12 protein-coding genes and 1 pseudogene are annotated in these 17,023 nt (G+C 60.4%); 9 read left to right on the top strand and 4 right to left on the bottom strand.

From position 1 onward, the window contains the following. Window positions 1-5: 5 nt before the first annotated feature. The 9 genes from murD (at window position 6) to lpxC (ending at window position 10,487) form a co-directional block, all read left to right on the top strand. Complete coding sequence (murD, locus tag MMG91_RS17090; protein WP_310660220.1) at window positions 6-1,352, top strand: UDP-N-acetylmuramoyl-L-alanine--D-glutamate ligase; 1,347 nt, start codon at window positions 6-8, stop codon at window positions 1,350-1,352. Continuing rightward, entirely contained in the window at window positions 1,349-2,566 is a 1,218-nt protein-coding gene (gene ftsW / locus MMG91_RS17085) for a putative lipid II flippase FtsW (RefSeq protein WP_305425273.1), read from the top strand. Before murD ends, ftsW begins: the two co-directional genes overlap by 4 nt. After that, entirely contained in the window at window positions 2,556-3,626 is a 1,071-nt protein-coding gene (gene murG / locus MMG91_RS17080; RefSeq protein ID WP_305446800.1) for an undecaprenyldiphospho-muramoylpentapeptide beta-N-acetylglucosaminyltransferase, read from the top strand. Before ftsW ends, murG begins: the two co-directional genes overlap by 11 nt. Continuing rightward, a complete protein-coding gene (gene murC, locus MMG91_RS17075; protein ID WP_008005018.1) occupies window positions 3,619-5,079 on the top strand; it encodes a UDP-N-acetylmuramate--L-alanine ligase in 1,461 nt (486 codons plus the stop codon). Before murG ends, murC begins: the two co-directional genes overlap by 8 nt. Then, window positions 5,076-6,056 (top strand): D-alanine--D-alanine ligase, encoded by a 981-nt coding sequence (locus MMG91_RS17070; protein ID WP_305503179.1) that lies wholly within the window; start codon window positions 5,076-5,078, stop codon window positions 6,054-6,056. The genes murC and MMG91_RS17070 overlap by 4 nt, the downstream gene beginning before the upstream one ends. Before the next feature lie 4 nt (window positions 6,057-6,060). Further along, window positions 6,061-6,927: a cell division protein FtsQ/DivIB gene (locus tag MMG91_RS17065; RefSeq protein WP_310660219.1), complete on the top strand. Its 867-nt coding sequence runs from the start codon at window positions 6,061-6,063 to the stop codon at window positions 6,925-6,927. Between the two features lie 15 nt (window positions 6,928-6,942). Continuing rightward, a complete protein-coding gene (ftsA, locus tag MMG91_RS17060; RefSeq protein WP_007904319.1) occupies window positions 6,943-8,202 on the top strand; it encodes a cell division protein FtsA in 1,260 nt (419 codons plus the stop codon). 67 nt (window positions 8,203-8,269) lie between these two features. Continuing rightward, the gene (gene ftsZ, locus MMG91_RS17055) at window positions 8,270-9,463 is read left to right on the top strand and encodes a cell division protein FtsZ (RefSeq protein ID WP_007904318.1); all 1,194 of its coding nucleotides are present in this window, start codon (window positions 8,270-8,272) and stop codon (window positions 9,461-9,463) included. Between the two features lie 112 nt (window positions 9,464-9,575). Continuing rightward, the gene (gene lpxC, locus MMG91_RS17050) at window positions 9,576-10,487 is read left to right on the top strand and encodes a UDP-3-O-acyl-N-acetylglucosamine deacetylase (protein ID WP_007939852.1); all 912 of its coding nucleotides are present in this window, start codon (window positions 9,576-9,578) and stop codon (window positions 10,485-10,487) included. 113 nt (window positions 10,488-10,600) lie between these two features. On the opposite strand, the gene MMG91_RS17045 is transcribed toward lpxC, so the two are convergent. From MMG91_RS17045 to MMG91_RS17030, 4 genes and pseudogenes are all read right to left on the bottom strand, one after another. Beyond that, the gene (locus MMG91_RS17045; RefSeq protein ID WP_310660218.1) at window positions 10,601-12,094 is read right to left on the bottom strand and encodes a sensor domain-containing diguanylate cyclase; all 1,494 of its coding nucleotides are present in this window, start codon (window positions 12,092-12,094) and stop codon (window positions 10,601-10,603) included. Between the two features lie 225 nt (window positions 12,095-12,319). Beyond that, window positions 12,320-12,649: pseudogene (locus tag MMG91_RS17040) on the bottom strand (DNA-binding response regulator); the annotation flags it as partial. 8 nt (window positions 12,650-12,657) lie between these two features. After that, window positions 12,658-15,759, bottom strand: coding sequence for a multidrug efflux RND transporter permease subunit (locus tag MMG91_RS17035; RefSeq protein ID WP_310660217.1), 3,102 nt, complete (start codon window positions 15,757-15,759; stop codon window positions 12,658-12,660). Continuing rightward, a complete protein-coding gene (locus MMG91_RS17030; RefSeq protein ID WP_310660216.1) occupies window positions 15,756-16,916 on the bottom strand; it encodes an efflux RND transporter periplasmic adaptor subunit in 1,161 nt (386 codons plus the stop codon). Before MMG91_RS17030 ends, MMG91_RS17035 begins: the two co-directional genes overlap by 4 nt. Window positions 16,917-17,023 lie beyond the last annotated feature (107 nt).

Raw genomic sequence — 17,023 nt, 5'->3', positions numbered from 1 at the left:
AACGAGTGTCTCTGATCGCTTCTGACCACTTCCGCATCGTTGTCGGCCTCGGCAAGAGCGGCATGTCCCTGGTTCGCTTCCTGGCGAACCGGGGCGTGTCGTTTGCTGTCGCCGATACGCGGGAAAATCCACCGGAACTGGCCACGCTCAAGCGTGACTATCCGCACGTGGAAGTGCGTTGTGGCGAGCTGGACGTCGAATTCCTGTGCCGTGCCGACGAGCTCTACGTGAGCCCCGGCCTGGCGCTGGCGACCCCGGCCCTGCAGGCTGCCGCCGCCCGTGGCGTGAAGTTGTCCGGCGACATCGAGCTGTTCGCGCGTAACGCGAAGGCGCCGATTGTCGCCATCAGCGGTTCCAACGCAAAAAGCACCGTCACTACCCTGGTCGGCGAGATGGCGGCTGCGGCCGGCAAGCGTGTTGCCGTCGGCGGCAACCTCGGCACGCCAGCACTGGATTTGCTCAGCGACGACATCGAGTTGTACGTGATGGAGCTGTCGAGCTTCCAGCTCGAAACCACCGATCACCTCGGCGCCGAAGTGGCGACTGTGCTCAACATCAGCGAAGACCACATGGACCGCTACAGCGGTCTGCCGGCTTATCACTTGGCCAAGCACCGGATCTTCCGTGGCGCCAGGCAGTTTGTGGTCAACCGTCAGGACGCCTTGAGTCGTCCGCTGATGGGGGAAGGTCAGCCGTGCTGGACCTTCGGTTTGAGCAAACCCGATTTCAAGTCCTTTGGTATCCGGGAAGAGGATGGCGAGAAATACCTGGCCTTCGAATTCCAGAACCTGATGCCGGTGCGCGAGCTGAAGATTCGTGGCGCGCATAACCAGTCCAACGCCCTGGCGGCCTTGGCGCTGGGCCACGCCGTGGGGCTGCCGTTCGATGCCATGCTTTCGAGCCTGCGCACCTTCGCCGGTCTCGAGCATCGCTGCCAATGGGTTCGCGACCTCAATGGCGTGAGCTACTACAACGATTCCAAAGCCACCAACGTCGGCGCCGCACTGGCCGCCATCGAAGGCCTGGGTGGGGACATCGATGGCAAGCTCGTGCTGATCGCCGGTGGCGATGGCAAGGGTGCCGAGTTCAAGGATCTGCGTGATCCGGTCGCGGCCAACTGCCGTGCCGTGGTGCTGATGGGCCGGGACTCCGAGCTGATCGCCCAGGCCATCGGCGATGGCGTACCGCTGATTCGCGTCAATTCGCTGGACGAAGCTGTAGCGCAATGCCGCGCCATCGCCGAACCGGGCGACGCGGTGCTGCTGTCGCCGGCCTGCGCCAGTTTCGACATGTTCAAGAACTACGAAGATCGCGGTCACCAGTTTGTCCGCGCCGTGGAGGGCTTGGCATGAGCCTCCTGAATATCATCAAGCCGTACCCGTCGCCGATCATCACCGGGCGCGGCATCGACCTCGATTTCCCGATGCTCGCCGGCTGCCTGGCGCTGCTGGGCCTGGGGCTGGTCATGATTGCATCGGCATCGACCGAAGTGGCGGCGGTGCAGTCGGGCAGTGCCCTGTATTACATGATTCGCCACCTGATCTACGTGGTGCTGGGCCTTGGTGCCTGTATCGTCACCATGATGATTCCGATCGCTACCTGGCAACGCCTGGGCTGGCTGATGCTGATTGGTGCGTTCGGTTTGCTGGTGATGGTGATCATTCCCGGGATCGGCCGTGAAGTGAACGGTTCGATGCGCTGGATCGGCTTCAGTTTCTTCAACGTCCAGCCTTCCGAGATCGCCAAGGTATTCGTGGTGATCTACCTCGCCGGTTATCTGGTGCGTCGCCAGAAAGAAGTGCGTGAAAGCTGGATGGGCTTCTTCAAGCCGTTCATCGTTCTGCTGCCGATGGCGGGTCTGTTGCTGATGGAACCGGACTTCGGTGCCACCGTCGTGATGATGGGGGCTGCTGCGGCGATGCTGTTCCTCGGCGGGGTCGGGCTGTTCCGTTTTTCCTTGATGGTTGTCCTGGCTGTCGGTGCGGTGGTGTTGTTGATTCAAATGCAGCCGTATCGAATGGCTCGCCTGACCAACTTCGCGGACCCATGGGCTGACCAGTTCGGTGCTGGTTATCAGTTGTCTCAAGCCTTGATCGCTTTCGGTCGCGGCGAATGGCTGGGCGTTGGCCTGGGCAACAGCGTGCAAAAACAGTTCTACCTGCCGGAAGCCCACACCGACTTCGTGTTCTCGGTCCTGGCCGAAGAACTGGGTGCCGTGGGTTCCTTGTGCACGGTAGCGCTGTTCGTCTTTGTCTGTATTCGTGGCATGTACATCGGTTATTGGGCCGAGAAGGCCAAGCAATTCTTCGCTGCCTATATCGCGTATGGCTTGTCGTTCCTGTGGATTGGTCAGTTCCTGATCAACATCGGGGTGAACGTCGGCCTGCTGCCAACCAAAGGTCTGACCCTGCCATTCCTCAGTTATGGCGGCAGTTCGTTGGTGATCTGCTGTGCCTGTCTTGGCTTGTTGTTGCGCATCGAGTGGGAGAGTCGAACCCATTTGGGCAGTGAAGAGATGGAGTTCCATGAGAGCGACTTCGCCGAGGAGCCGACCCATGGGCGCTAACGTATTGATCATGGCTGGCGGCACCGGGGGCCACGTGTTCCCGGCATTGGCCTGCGCTCGCGAGTTCCAGGCCCGCGGTTACACCGTGCACTGGCTCGGCACGCCGCGCGGGATCGAAAACGATCTGGTGCCAGCGGCCGGCCTTCAATTGCATCGGATCCACGTCAGCGGTTTGCGCGGCAAGGGCAAATTGTCCCTGCTCAAGGCGCCGTTCATGTTGCTCAAGTCGATCTGGCAGGCGCGGGCGATCATTCGTCAACTGCGGCCGGTGTGTGTGGTCGGCTTCGGTGGTTTTGTGACCGGTCCCGGCGGCGTTGCAGCCAGACTGGCCGGAGTACCGGTCATCGTTCATGAGCAGAACGCCGTAGCCGGTACCGCCAATCGGTTGCTGGTGCCGTTGGCCGCCCGAGTCTGTGAAGCGTTCCCCGACACCTTTACCCTGTCGAACAGCCGTCGTACCACCGGTAACCCGGTGCGCACTGAGCTGTTCCTCGAAACACCACGACCTGCCCTGGCCGGTCGCAAGGCGCGTTTGCTGATCCTGGGCGGAAGCCTGGGCGCAGAGCCGTTGAACAAGTTGCTGCCTGAAGCCCTGTCGCAAGTCGCCCCCGATCTGCGCCCGGACGTGTTTCATCAGGCCGGCAAAAACCACGATGAAGTGACTGCAGAGCGCTATCGCGCGGCTGGCGTCGAGGCGCAAGTGCAGCCTTTCATCAAAGACATGGCCCAAGCCTATGGCTGGGCCGACCTGGTGGTGTGCCGCGCAGGCGCGTTGACCATCAGTGAACTGGCGGCTGCCGGTCTGCCCTCGATGCTGGTGCCTTTGCCCCACGCGATCGACGATCACCAGACCCGTAACGCCGATTATTTGGCCCGTGAAGGCGCTGCCTTCCTGATGCCGCAAAGAACGACTGGCGCAGCGGATCTTGCCGCTCGCCTGACAGAGGTCTTGATGCAACCGCAACGACTCAACGACATGGCCACCGCGGCACGCCGCCTGGCCAAACCCGATGCCACTCGTAACGTGGTCGATACCTGCCTGGAGGTGGCCCATGGTTGAGAACAAGAAAGCCATGCCGCACCCGGAAATGCGCCGCATCCGTCGCATCCACTTCGTCGGTATCGGCGGCGTGGGCATGTGCGGCATCGCCGAAGTGTTGCTGAACCTGGGCTATGAAGTGTCCGGTTCCGACCTGAAAGCTTCGCCGGTGACCGAGCGCCTGGAATCCTTCGGTGCCCACATCTATATCGGCCACCGTGCCGAGAACGCTGCGAACGCCGATGTGCTGGTCACCTCCAGCGCTGTGAACACTTCCAACCCGGAAGTCGCCACTGCTCTGGAACGCCGGATTCCGGTGGTGCCGCGTGCCGAGATGCTGGCCGAACTGATGCGCTACCGCCACGGCATCGCCGTCGCCGGTACCCACGGCAAAACTACGACCACCAGCCTGATCGCTTCGGTGTTCGCCGCTGGTGGCCTGGACCCGACATTCGTTATCGGTGGTCGTCTGAATGCTGCGGGCACCAATGCCCAGCTCGGTACCAGCCGTTACCTGATCGCCGAAGCCGACGAAAGCGATGCCAGCTTCCTGCACTTGCAGCCGCTGGTGGCCGTGGTCACCAACATCGACGCCGACCACATGGCGACCTACGACGGCGACTTCAACAAACTGAAGAAAACCTTCGTCGAGTTCCTGCACAACCTGCCGTTCTACGGTCTGGCGGTGGTGTGCCTGGACGATCCGGTGGTGCGTGAAATCCTCCCGCAGGTGAAACGTCCGACGGTCACTTATGGCTTTGGCGACGATGCCGACGTGCGCGCGATCAATGTGCGCCAACAAGGCATGCAGACTTTCTTTACCGTGCTGCGCCCTGATCGCGAGCCGCTGGATGTGTCGGTGAACATGCCGGGCAACCATAACGTCCTGAACGCGCTGGCGACCATCTGCATCGCCACCGACGAAGGCGTCAGCGATGAAGCCATCGTCCAGGGCCTGTCCGGGTTCCAGGGTGTCGGTCGTCGCTTCCAGGTGTACGGCGAACTGCCGGTTGAAGGCGGCAACGTGATGCTGGTGGACGACTACGGTCACCACCCGACCGAAGTCGCAGCCGTGATCAAAGCCGTGCGCGGTGGCTGGCCGGAGCGCCGTCTGGTGATGGTTTACCAACCGCACCGTTACAGCCGCACCCGCGACCTGTACGACGATTTCGTCAATGTGCTGGCCGACGCCAACGTCTTGCTGTTGATGGAAGTTTATCCGGCCGGTGAAGAGCCGATTCCGGGTGCTGATAGCCGCAAACTGTGCAACAGCATTCGCCAGCGCGGTCAGCTCGACCCGATCTACATCGAGCGCGGCATCGACCTCGCGCCAATCGTCAAGCCGCTGCTGCGTGCCGGCGACATTCTGCTGTGCCAGGGCGCCGGTGATATCGGCGGTCTCGCACCGAAACTGTTGAATAGTCCGTTGTTCGCTGGCGCGGTTGCCGCGCCAAGCGTGGGGAAGTTGAAATGACTGCTGCTTACGCCAACCTCGTCTCCACTATCGCGCCGAAGGATTTCGGCCGTGTCGCCGTGCTGTTCGGTGGCAAGAGTGCTGAGCGTGAGGTCTCCCTGAAGTCGGGTAACGCGGTGCTCGACGCACTGCAAAGCGCCGGTGTGGACGCTTTCGGTCTTGATGTGGGCGATGACCTGCTGCAGCGTCTGCTGAACGAAAAAATCGATCGCGCCTTCATCATCCTCCACGGTCGTGGCGGTGAAGACGGCAGCATGCAGGGCTTGCTCGAATGCCTGGGCATTCCGTATACCGGCAGCGGCATTCTGGCCTCGGCACTGGCCATGGACAAACTGCGTACCAAGCAGGTCTGGCATAGCCTCGGTATTCCGACGCCACGCCATGCGGTACTGAGCTCTGAGGCCGATTGTATTTCGGCGGCCACGGAACTGGGCTTCCCTTTGATCGTCAAACCGGCCCATGAAGGCTCCAGTATCGGGATGGCCAAAGTGACTTGCGCGTCTGAATTGATCGACGCGTGGAAAGCGGCCAGTACCTACGATTCGCAAGTGTTGGTCGAGCAATGGATTCAAGGTCCGGAGTTCACCATCGCCACCCTGCGTGACCAGGTGTTGCCTCCAATCGCCTTGGGCACAACCCACAGTTTCTACGACTACGACGCCAAGTACGTGGCTTCCGATACCCAGTACCGGATCCCGTGTGGCCTGGACAGCAACAAAGAAAAAGAACTCATGGACCTCACGGCCAAAGCCTGTGAGGCGCTGGGTATCGCCGGTTGGGGCAGGGCAGACGTGATGCAGGACGCCGACGGGCAGTTCTGGTTCCTGGAAGTCAACACCGCACCGGGCATGACCGATCACAGTCTGGTTCCGATGGCGGCCCGTGCCGCTGGCCTGGATTTCCAGCAACTGGTTCTGGCGATTCTGGCCGCAAGCGTTGCCGGTAATGCTGCCAGCAACAAAGAGCCGCGAGGTTAAGACCATGCAAGGCGCACAGCTGAGACATCAGCCCTCCGCACCCGGCCGCAAGCCGGTGCCGCGGGGTGCCAGCCGAATGGTGGCCAAAGAGCCGATGTCCGCGCGCCAGCCGAAAGCCAACTTTGGTTTTCTGAAAAGCCTGTTCTGGCCTGTGCTGTTGGTTGCACTGGGGTTCGGCACTTATGAAGGCGCACAGCGTTTGCTGCCGTACGCCGACCGGCCGATCACCAAGGTCGCGGTGCAGGGCGACTTGAGTTACATCAGCCAGCAAGCGGTGCAGCAGCGGATCGCCCCCTACGTGGCGTCGAGCTTCTTCACCATCGACCTGGCGGGCATGCGCACCGAGCTTGAACAGATGCCATGGATTGCCCACGCCGAAGTGCGCAGGGTATGGCCGGATCAAGTAGTGATTCGCCTGGAAGAACAACTGCCGGTGGCCCGTTGGGGCGATGAGTCGCTGTTGAACAATCAGGGGCAGGCGTTCACCCCGCGTGAGCTGGCGAACTACGAACATTTGCCACAGCTGTTCGGCCCGCAGCGGGCCCAGCAGCAAGTGATGCAGCAATACCAGGTGCTGAGCCAGATGCTCAGGCCATTGGGTTTCTCGATTGCACGCCTGGAGTTGCGTGAACGAGGCAGTTGGTTCCTGACCACCGGCGCCGGCAGCGCGGGCCCGGGAATCGAACTGCTGCTGGGACGCGGCAAGCTGTTGGAAAGGATGCGCCGCTTCATTGCCATCTATGACAAGACGCTCAAAGAGCAGATTACGAACATTGCGCGCATCGATCTGCGCTATGCCAACGGCCTCGCTGTTGGCTGGCGGGAACCTGTAGCGCCCACGACAGCCCAACCCGCTGTCGCGAAGAATTAAGAAGAGGCAGGACCCATGGCAAACGTGCAAAGCGGCAAAATGATCGTCGGTCTCGATATCGGCACCTCCAAGGTGGTGGCGCTGGTCGGCGAGGTCTCGGACGACGGCACGCTCGAAATCGTCGGGATCGGTACTCATCCGTCCCGCGGCCTGAAAAAAGGCGTAGTGGTGAACATCGAGTCCACCGTCCAGTCGATCCAGCGCGCTATCGAAGAAGCGCAGCTGATGGCCGGTTGCCGGATCCACTCGGCGTTTGTCGGCGTGGCCGGCAATCACATCCGCAGCCTGAACTCCCACGGCATCGTGGCGATTCGTGATCGCGAAGTCAGCTCCGCCGACCTTGAGCGCGTCCTCGACGCAGCCCAGGCCGTGGCGATCCCGGCTGACCAGCGCGTGCTGCACACCCTGCCGCAGGATTACGTGATCGATAACCAGGAAGGCGTTCGCGAGCCTTTGGGCATGTCGGGCGTGCGTCTGGAAGCCAAGGTTCACGTGGTCACCTGCGCCGTCAACGCCGCACAGAACATTGAAAAATGCGTGCGCCGCTGCGGCCTGGAAATCGACGACATCATTCTCGAGCAACTGGCTTCCGCGTATTCGGTCCTGACCGACGACGAGAAAGAGCTGGGCGTGTGCCTGGTGGACATCGGCGGCGGCACCACCGACATCGCGATCTTCACCGAAGGCGCGATCCGTCACACCGCGGTGATCCCGATTGCGGGCGATCAGGTGACCAACGACATCGCCATGGCGCTACGCACCCCGACCCAGTACGCCGAAGAAATCAAGATTCGCTACGCCTGCGCCCTGGCCAAACTGGCTGGTGCCGGTGAAACCATCAAGGTGCCGAGCGTCGGCGATCGTCCACCGCGCGAGCTGTCCCGTCAGGCCCTGGCCGAAGTGGTCGAGCCGCGTTACGACGAGCTGTTCACCCTGATCCAGGCCGAACTGCGTCGCAGTGGCTACGAAGACCTGATTCCGGCCGGCATCGTGCTGACCGGCGGTACGTCGAAGATGGAAGGCGCGGTGGAACTGGCCGAAGAGATCTTCCACATGCCGGTTCGCCTGGGCGTGCCGCATGGCGTCAAGGGCCTGGACGACGTGGTCCGCAACCCGATTTATTCCACCGGCGTTGGCCTGTTGATGTACGGCCTGCAGAAGCAGTCCGACGGAATTTCGTTCTCGGGCATCGGCAGCCGCGACAGCTACAGCAATGACGAACCGAAAGTCGCCCTGCTCGATCGCTTCAAGAGCTGGGTACAAGGCAATTTCTAAAGCTTTACCGCAACACCGCTTCAAACAGCAGTAGGCGAAAAAACTAGAGAATGTAAGGAGAGGGAAAATGTTCGAACTCGTAGACAACATCCCCGCAAGCCCGGTAATTAAAGTTATCGGTGTTGGCGGTGGCGGCGGCAACGCTGTCAATCACATGGTCAAGAGCAACATTGAAGGCGTTGAATTCATCTGCGCCAACACTGATGCCCAAGCGCTGAAAAGCATCGGCGCGCGGACCATCCTGCAACTGGGTACCGGCGTGACCAAAGGTCTGGGCGCTGGTGCCAACCCTGAAGTAGGTCGTCAGGCCGCTCTCGAAGACCGTGAGCGCATTGCCGAAGTCCTGCAGGGCACCAATATGGTGTTCATCACCACCGGCATGGGCGGTGGTACCGGTACCGGTGCTGCGCCAATCATTGCTGAAGTGGCCAAGGAAATGGGGATCCTCACCGTTGCGGTGGTGACCCGTCCGTTCCCGTTCGAAGGTCGCAAGCGTATGCAGATCGCCGACGAAGGTATTCGTCTGCTGTCTGAAAGCGTCGACTCGTTGATCACCATTCCCAACGAGAAGCTGCTGACCATCCTCGGTAAAGACGCAAGCCTGCTGTCGGCTTTCGCCAAGGCCGACGATGTACTGGCCGGTGCCGTTCGCGGTATTTCCGACATCATCAAGCGTCCGGGCATGATCAACGTCGACTTTGCCGACGTGCGTACTGTGATGAGCGAAATGGGCATGGCGATGATGGGCACTGGCTGCGCCAGCGGTCCGAACCGTGCACGTGAGGCCACCGAAGCGGCCATTCGCAACCCGTTGCTCGAAGACGTGAACCTGCAAGGCGCACGCGGCATCCTGGTGAACATCACCGCCGGTCCTGACCTGTCCCTGGGTGAGTACTCCGACGTGGGTAGCATCATCGAAGCCTTCGCTTCCGAGCACGCGATGGTCAAGGTCGGTACCGTTATCGATCCGGACATGCGCGACGAGCTGCACGTGACTGTTGTTGCCACTGGTTTAGGCGCTAAAATCGAGAAGCCTGTGAAGGTCATCGACAATACCGTCCACACCTCGATGGCTTCCCAGCCACAACAACAAGCCCCTGTTCGTCAAGAACAGCCTGCGGTGAACTACCGTGACCTGGACCGTCCGACTGTCATGCGCAACCAGGCTCAGGCCGGTGCTGCGACTGCCGCGAAGATGAACCCGCAAGATGACCTGGACTACCTGGACATCCCGGCTTTCCTGCGTCGTCAGGCCGATTGATGAAATGTATCAGGGGTATTAGGGTGATTGGTGTTCAGCAAAGGTCTGGTCTGCTATCATCGCCAGCCTTTGTTGATACCAGTTCGCAATTTGCGCTGAAGCGGCCCATGCCATGATAAAACAACGCACCCTGAAGAATATTATCCGTGCCACAGGTGTCGGCCTGCACTCCGGGGAGAAGGTCTATCTGACCCTCAAGCCAGCGCCCGTCGACACCGGCATTGTGTTTTGTCGTGCTGACCTCGACCCTGTCGTGCAGATTCCTGCCCGCGCGGAAAACGTTGGCGAAACCACTATGTCGACCACGCTTGTTAACGGTGACGTCAAAGTGGACACGGTGGAGCACCTGCTCTCGGCCATGGCTGGCCTGGGCATCGATAACGCCTACGTCGAGCTCTCCGCGTCCGAAGTCCCGATCATGGATGGTAGCGCTGGACCCTTCGTATTCCTGATTCAATCGGCCGGCCTGGAAGAGCAGGACGCCGCCAAGAAGTTCATCCGGATCCTGCGGGAAGTGACAGTGGAAGACGGCGACAAGCGCGCCACTTTCGTCCCTTTCGAAGGTTTCAAAGTGAGCTTCGAGATCGATTTCGATCACCCGGTTTTCCGTGACCGCACACAAAGTGCAAGCGTGGATTTTTCCAGCACTTCGTTCGTAAAAGAAGTCAGCCGCGCCCGTACCTTTGGTTTCATGAGTGATATCGAGTACCTGCGCAAGCACAACCTCGCACTCGGCGGCAGCGTTGAAAACGCTATTGTGGTCGACGCGGATGGTGTACTGAACGAAGACGGCCTTCGCTATGAAGACGAATTCGTGAAGCACAAGATCCTCGATGCAATTGGTGACCTCTACCTGCTGGGCAATAGCCTGATTGGTGAGTTCAAGGGCTTCAAGTCCGGACATGCATTGAACAACCAGCTGCTGCGCAAGTTGATTGAGCAGACAGATGCTTGGGAAGTCGTGACTTTCGAAGACGCCAGCACTGCACCGATCTCTTACATGCGTCCTGTTGCGGCCGTGTAAGCAAAAAACCTCTCTAGTTTTTAAAGGCTGCCTTCGGGTGGCCTTTTTTTATTCCTGCGGGAAAGTACCCGGTGTTTTTTGATCGTTCCCACGCGGAGCGTGGGAACGATCAACTACGCAGCAACCACCCGATTCCGCCCACTTTCCTTGGCCTGATACAGCGCCTTGTCCGCCAAAAACAGCAACTGTTCCAGGCTGATGTCGGTTGCGGTCGTCCAGGTGCTGATACCAATACTGACAGTAATCGGCGAATCATCACCTCCCACCAACGGCAACTGTTCCACCGCTGCGCGGACGTTGTCGGCAATCTGTTGCGCGCCGGCGCTGTCGGTTTCAGCCAGGATCACCGAAAACTCCTCGCCACCATAACGGGCGACCAGATCCGCCGGTCGTCGAACATGGTTGCTGATCACTTTAGCCACCAAGCGCAAGGCATCGTCGCCGCCCTGATGGCCATGGCGATCGTTGAACGCCTTGAAGTGATCGACATCGATCATCAGTACCGACAATGGCAGGCCGGAACGTTGGGCACGAAACCATTCATGGCGCAGGGCCTGATCCAGGGTTCGGCGGTTGGCCAGTCCGGTCAAGGAGTCGGTAGCGGCCAGTTGGGCCAATTCCTGCTCGGCACCGTGGCGCCGACGCAATTCCCGGCAGAGCAACCAGGTCAGCCACAGCAGGCTCACGCACAGGGCAATGGTCGCAAAGCTGACCACCACTGCGGTGCGCTTCCAGGCCGCAAAGACTTCATCACTGGACAGCGCAACGATGACGATCAACGGCAAGTTCCCGACCTTGGAGAACGTGTACAGGCGCTTATCCTTGTGGCGGCTGGACAGGCCGGTGAAGCTGCCGTTGCCTTCCTTGACGATGCGTTGGAAATTGGGGCGGCTACTGAAATCCTTGCCGATCAGCTCTTCGGCCAAGCGGGGTTGCTGGGCTAGCAGAATCCCGTCTTTGCTGATCAGATTGACCGTACTGTCGCGACCGATGCTCAAACTGTTGAACAACTGATCGAAGTAACTCAAACGCATGGCGGCTTCGGCAACACCGAGGAACTCGCCCTGGGGGCCGTTCACCCGGCGGCTGAAACTGATACGCCAATCCTGTTCGGGCGACCTGGCTCTGAAGGGGGGACTGATGAACATGCCCGGGTCCGGGTTGTTCACGTGGGACTGGAAGTATTCGCGATCGGCGAAGTTGCCCTGCCTGGGCTCCACCGAGGCCGAGTCTGCAATCACGTCGCCCTTGTTGTCGAGCAACAAAATGTTGCCCTTGTACGGCGCGGCAGTAGCGCGGTCGAAATAGGCCAGATGGCGAATGGCTGGAGAAACGCTCTTGAGGTCTTCTCGCTGGGAGGCAGCGATCAAACCCAGCAGGGACACATCATAAAGTTCGACATTGCGCAGCACGTCGGCGTCGATCAATTGCACGATATTGTTGGCGGCACGAGCGGCGGACAATTCGGCATTGGCGCGTTCACGGATCAGCAGGAATGCGACGATGCTCAGTATCGCAATAACCAACAACACACTACTGAGAACCAGAAGCCGCTCCGACCGTGTCGAACGGATCGGATCACGGGATTTCGCACTGCTCACACTCATGGTTCTGACTTCTGCAAATAAGGCGTTATGAAAGTTCTTTTACAAGAGTCGGGCAGAGTCCCAGAAACCGGTCGCGTCCAGAGCGCCTATATAAATGGCGGATAAAAAAAACGCCAGCAAAACATGCTGGCCTTTTGCTAATTGAAGCTTAGAAGACATTCAGAGGGTAGTCGACAATTACCCGGGAAAGGTAAAGATCGGTAAATGAATTCCGAAGGTGTTCATCCGCCGAGCCAGTACGCCGAGCAGCGAGATCTCTTTGGCGGTCAGGTTCAGGCGTGTGCTGGTACGGGTGGCCTTGCGGCTGATCAAATCTATCCACAGCTCGGCAATGCTCACCTGCACCGGGTTCTTGGCCGCCGCTGCGCCGGGTCAGCGCTTGTAAACGCGCCACCCGTTCGAGGAAGGAAAACGGTTTGCCGAGGTAATCGTCAGCGCCAGGTGCAGGCCTTCGACGCCATCGCGGGCCACGTCCACGGTGTAGCCCTGTTCTGTCAGACCGCGGTGCAGATAGTCCGCGGTTTTTTCTTCGTCTTCGATAATCAGAACGCGCATGACCCGCCTCAGTCTGTGGTCGCCAGCACCGGCTGCTGGGCTGGTGTGGGTCTATGGAATAGCCGCTCAAGCCACAAGTATATGACCGGCGTAGTGAAGAGCGTCAGCGCCTGGCTCACCAGCAAGCCGCCGACCACCGCAATCCCCAGCGGCTGGCGCAATTCGGCACCGGTCCCGTAGCCGAGCATCAGCGGCAGGGCGCCGAGCAGGGCGGCGAGGGTAGTCATGATGATCGGCCGGAACCGCGTCATACACGCTTCATAGATCGCCTCTTCGGGAGGCAAGCCACGGTTACGTTGGGCGTCCAGCGCAAAGTCGATCATCAGGATGCCGTTCTTCTTGACGATGCCGATCAGCAGCACCAGCCCGATCAGCGCCATGATCGAAAAGTCCTGGCCGCAGATCCACAGCATGATCACCGCCCCGAGCCCTGCCGAGGGCAGGGTCGAGATGATCGTCAGCGGGTGCACGAAGCTTTCGTACAGAACGCCAAGAATGATGTACACCGCCACCAGCGCCCCCAGAATCAGCCACGGCTGGCTGGCCAGCGAACTCTGGAACGCCTGGGCCGCGCCCTGGAAATTACCGCTGATGGCCGCCGGCATGCCAATGTCGGTCTTGGCCTGATCGAGCATGATGACTGCGTCGCCCAACGCGACGCCGGGCGCCAGGTTGAACGACAGGTTGGCCGCCGGGAACATCCCGTCGTGAGCGATGGACAGCGGGCCGATGGTTGGCGCATCGAATTTTGCCAGGGCCGACAGCGGCACCATTTCCCCGCTCAGCGGCGAGCGCAGGTAAAAATAGTTGAGGCTTTCGGCCTTGCCGCGCTGTTTGGTGTCCAGCTCCAGAATCACGTTGTACTGGTTGGTCTGGGTCTGGAATTCGTTGATCTGCCGCTGGCCGAAGGCGTCGTACAGCGCTTCGTCGACATCACTGGCGGTCAGGCCGAAACGCGCCGCCGCGCTGCGGTCGATGCTGATGTGGGTGATGCTGCCGCCCAGTTGCAGGTCGTTGGAAATGTCGCGGAACGCCGGGTTGCTGCGCAGTTTTTCCGTCAGGCGCTGGGTCCAGGTGCTCAGGAGGGCACCGTCGTTGCTCTTGAGTACGTATTGGTACTGCGCGCGGCTCGGGCCGGAGCTGAGGTTGATGTCTTGCCCGGCGCGCAGGTACAGCACAATGCCCGGGACTTTCATCAGCTGTGGGCGAATACGGTCGATGAATTGGCTGGCGGACACATCGCGGTCGCCGCGTTTTTTCAGCGAAATCCAGAACCGTCCGTTGGCGATGGTCTGGTTGCTGCCCGCAACGCCAACCGAATGGGAGAACGTCTCGACGGCGGGATCGGCGGCGACAATCTCGGCCATCGCCAGGTGTTTTTTCACCATGTCGCCGTAGGAAATGTCCGCCGCTGCTTCGGTCGTGCCGAGGACGAAACCGGTGTCCTGCACCGGGAAAAAACCCTTCGGAATGAAAATGTACCCGGCGACCGCCAGGCCGAGGGACAGGCCGAACACACCGATCATCAATTTCTGATGAGCGAGGGCGCGGCGCAGGCCTTTCTCATACAGCGCCAGCAAGCGTTCGCCGAAACCCGGTTTGTCGTGGGCGTGATGCACCGGCGCGCGCATGAATAGCGCGGCCAAAGTAGGCGCCAGCGTCAGGGACACCACCACGGAAATCATGATGGTCGAGGTGGCGGTCAGGGCGAATTCCTTGAATAGCCGCCCGACCACACCGCCCATGAACAGCAGCGGAATGAACGCCGCCACCAGCGAGAAACTGATGGAAACCACGGTAAAGCCGATCTCGCCGGCGCCCTTGATCGCCGCCTCACGCATGCCGTCGCCGGCCTCCAGATGGCGGTGAATGTTTTCCACCACCACAACCGCATCGTCCACCACAAACCCGACGGACACCACGATCGCCACCAGTGTCAGGTTATTCAGGCTGAAGCCCATGATGTACATCAGGGCAAAACTGGCGATCAGCGACACACCGAGCACCGATGCCACGATCAGGGTCGCCGACAACTGCCGCAGGAACAGCGCCATCACCGCCACCACCAGCAGGATCGCGATCAGCAGGGTGACTTCCACTTCACGCAACGAAGCGCGGATGGTCTGGGTGCGATCAACCAACACTTTGACCTGTACCGTGGCAGGCAGCATGGCCTCCAGCGTCGGCAGGGCCGCTTGAATACGGTCGACGGTCGCGACGATGTTGGCTCCCGGTTGCCGGAAAATCACCAGGTTCACCCCCGGCTGACCGTCAGCCCAAGCCTGGATGTAGGCATCTTCCGAACCGTTGACGACTTTGGCTACATCCTTGAGATGAACCGGTGCACCGTCCTTGTAGGAAACAATCAGCTGACCGTATTCCTCGGGGTGGAACAATTGGTCGTTGGTGGACAAGGTCGAAATGCTCGACTCGCCGTACAACGCACCCTTGGCCAGGTTGAGGCTGGTCTGCTGGATCGCGAGACGAATGTCCGCCAGGGTCAGGCCAATGGCGGCGAGTTTGTCCGCCGAGGCCTGCACGCGGATCGCCGGACGTTGCTGACCGGTGATGTTGATATTGCCTACGCCATCGATCTGGCTGATCTGACGGGCGAGCAGGGTTTCCACCAAGTCGCTGACTTCGGTGCCGGGCATTTGCGGTGAGTTGATGCTGAGGATCAGCACCGGGCTGTCGGCCGGGTTGACCTTCCTCCAGTTCGGCAGGTTCGGCATGTCTTTGGGCAGCTTGCCGGCTGCGGTGTTGATCGCGGCCTGGACTTCCTGCGCGGCGGTGTCGATGCTTTTGTCGAGGGTGAATTGCAGGGTCAGAATGGTCGAGCCCAGGGCGCTGCTCGAGGTCATCTGGGTCACGCCGGGGATGGCGCTGAATTGCACTTCAAGCGGCGTGGCCACCGACGAGGCCATGGTTTCGGGGTTGGCGCCGGGCAGTTGCGCGGCCACCTGGATGGTCGGGAATTCCGCTTCCGGCAGTGGTGCAATCGGCAGCCGCGGAAAGGCGATCACCCCCAGCAGCACCAGGGCAAAGGTCAGCAGGATCGTCGCCACCGGATGATCGATGCACCACGCGGAAATCGAACCGTGGCCCTTCATGGTTTTGGCTCCGATTGCACCATTTGCGGTGGGTCGGCCACTACCTGCACGGTCGAGCCAGGTTTGAGCCGCGACTGGCCGTCGCTGACCAGCACATCGCCCGGTTTCACGCCTTTGATGATGTCCTGCCCGCTGCTTTGATAAACCACCTGCACCTGAACGGCTTCGACCTTGTCGCCGTTGACCCGGTAGACGAAATGTTGATCGAGGCCACGTTGTACGACGGTGGGCGGCACCACCAGCGCATTTTTATCCAGCGCTGTCTGAATCTTTACCGTTACCAGCAGGCCCGGCCAGAGTTTCTGTGCGGGGTTGGCGAACTCGGCCTTGGCGCGGATGGTCCCGGTGTTGGCGTTGATCTGGTTGTCGATCAGGGTCAGGTGACCTTCGCCTAGCAGGTTGCCGGTTTCGCCGTCGGTGTCGGCGCCGATGTAAGCCTTGACTGGCGTGTGCTGTGGATCGTCGATCAGGCCCTGCAGGGTTGGCAGCATTTGTTGCGGCAGGGAAAACTCCACGGCGATCGGGTCGATCTGGGTCACTGTGAACAAGCCCTGGGTGTCGGTCATGCGCAGGAAGTTGCCTTCATCCACTGTGCGAATACCGACGCGACCGGTGACCGGGGAGCGAATTTGTGTGTAAGAAAGCTGCACCAGAGCGGCGTCGATCGATGCCTGATTGCCTTGGGCGGTGGCTTTGAGTTGGTTGACCAAGGCTTGTTGCTGGTCGTAGGTCTGCTTGGACACGCCGTCGTCGACGCTCAGCAGTTTGTAGCGTTTGAGGTTGACCTGCGCCACTTGCAGTTGCGCCTGACTTTCGCCCAGTTGCGCCCGGGCCTGGTCGAGGCTGGCGCGGATCGAGCGATCGTCGATGGTGGCCAGCAGATCACCTTTGTTCACCCGTTGGCCTTCCTTGACCAGCAGCTTGGTGAGGATGCCGTCGATCTGCGGGCGCACGACCACGCTGTGCAACGACAGCACCGAACCGATGCCGCTGATGTAGCGGGGCACATCTTTTTCAGCGACGCTGACCACTCGCACGGGGATGGCGGTGGAAGGGGCCAGTTTGGTCGTGGCGGGTTTGGCGGCGTACCACACGCCCAGCGCTGCCAGGACGATCAGAAGGGCGGCGAGCAGGGCGGTTTTTTTCTGAATTCGCATGCGAATGGGGCGCCAGGCAGAGTGGTCGGAGTTTTGTCAGGTTTATACCTTCCTTTATAAACCTGTTAGCCCGTCAGGAGAGTGACTGGTAGCTGACGGCGCTGTCA

This window comes from Pseudomonas sp. JL3 (assembly GCF_031570575.1).
In the GTDB taxonomy this organism is placed as follows: domain Bacteria; phylum Pseudomonadota; class Gammaproteobacteria; order Pseudomonadales; family Pseudomonadaceae; genus Aquipseudomonas; species Aquipseudomonas cucumis.
This window is presented reverse-complemented; position numbering and strand designations above follow the sequence as displayed.

Excerpts from the sequence above, each read along its gene's own strand:
- ftsW (WP_305425273.1), top strand. The coding sequence starts at position 1,349 with ATGAGCCTCCTGAATATCATCAAGCCGTACCCGTCGCCGATCATCACC.
- murG (WP_305446800.1), top strand. The coding sequence starts at position 2,556 with ATGGGCGCTAACGTATTGATCATGGCTGGCGGCACCGGGGGCCACGTG.
- murC (WP_008005018.1), top strand. The coding sequence starts at position 3,619 with ATGGTTGAGAACAAGAAAGCCATGCCGCACCCGGAAATGCGCCGCATC.
- MMG91_RS17070 (WP_305503179.1), top strand. The coding sequence starts at position 5,076 with ATGACTGCTGCTTACGCCAACCTCGTCTCCACTATCGCGCCGAAGGAT.
- MMG91_RS17065 (WP_310660219.1), top strand. The coding sequence starts at position 6,061 with ATGCAAGGCGCACAGCTGAGACATCAGCCCTCCGCACCCGGCCGCAAG.
- ftsA (WP_007904319.1), top strand. The coding sequence starts at position 6,943 with ATGGCAAACGTGCAAAGCGGCAAAATGATCGTCGGTCTCGATATCGGC.
- ftsZ (WP_007904318.1), top strand. The coding sequence starts at position 8,270 with ATGTTCGAACTCGTAGACAACATCCCCGCAAGCCCGGTAATTAAAGTT.
- lpxC (WP_007939852.1), top strand. The coding sequence starts at position 9,576 with ATGATAAAACAACGCACCCTGAAGAATATTATCCGTGCCACAGGTGTC.
- MMG91_RS17045 (WP_310660218.1), bottom strand. The coding sequence starts at position 12,094 with ATGAGTGTGAGCAGTGCGAAATCCCGTGATCCGATCCGTTCGACACGG.
- MMG91_RS17035 (WP_310660217.1), bottom strand. The coding sequence starts at position 15,759 with ATGAAGGGCCACGGTTCGATTTCCGCGTGGTGCATCGATCATCCGGTG.
- MMG91_RS17030 (WP_310660216.1), bottom strand. The coding sequence starts at position 16,916 with ATGCGAATTCAGAAAAAAACCGCCCTGCTCGCCGCCCTTCTGATCGTC.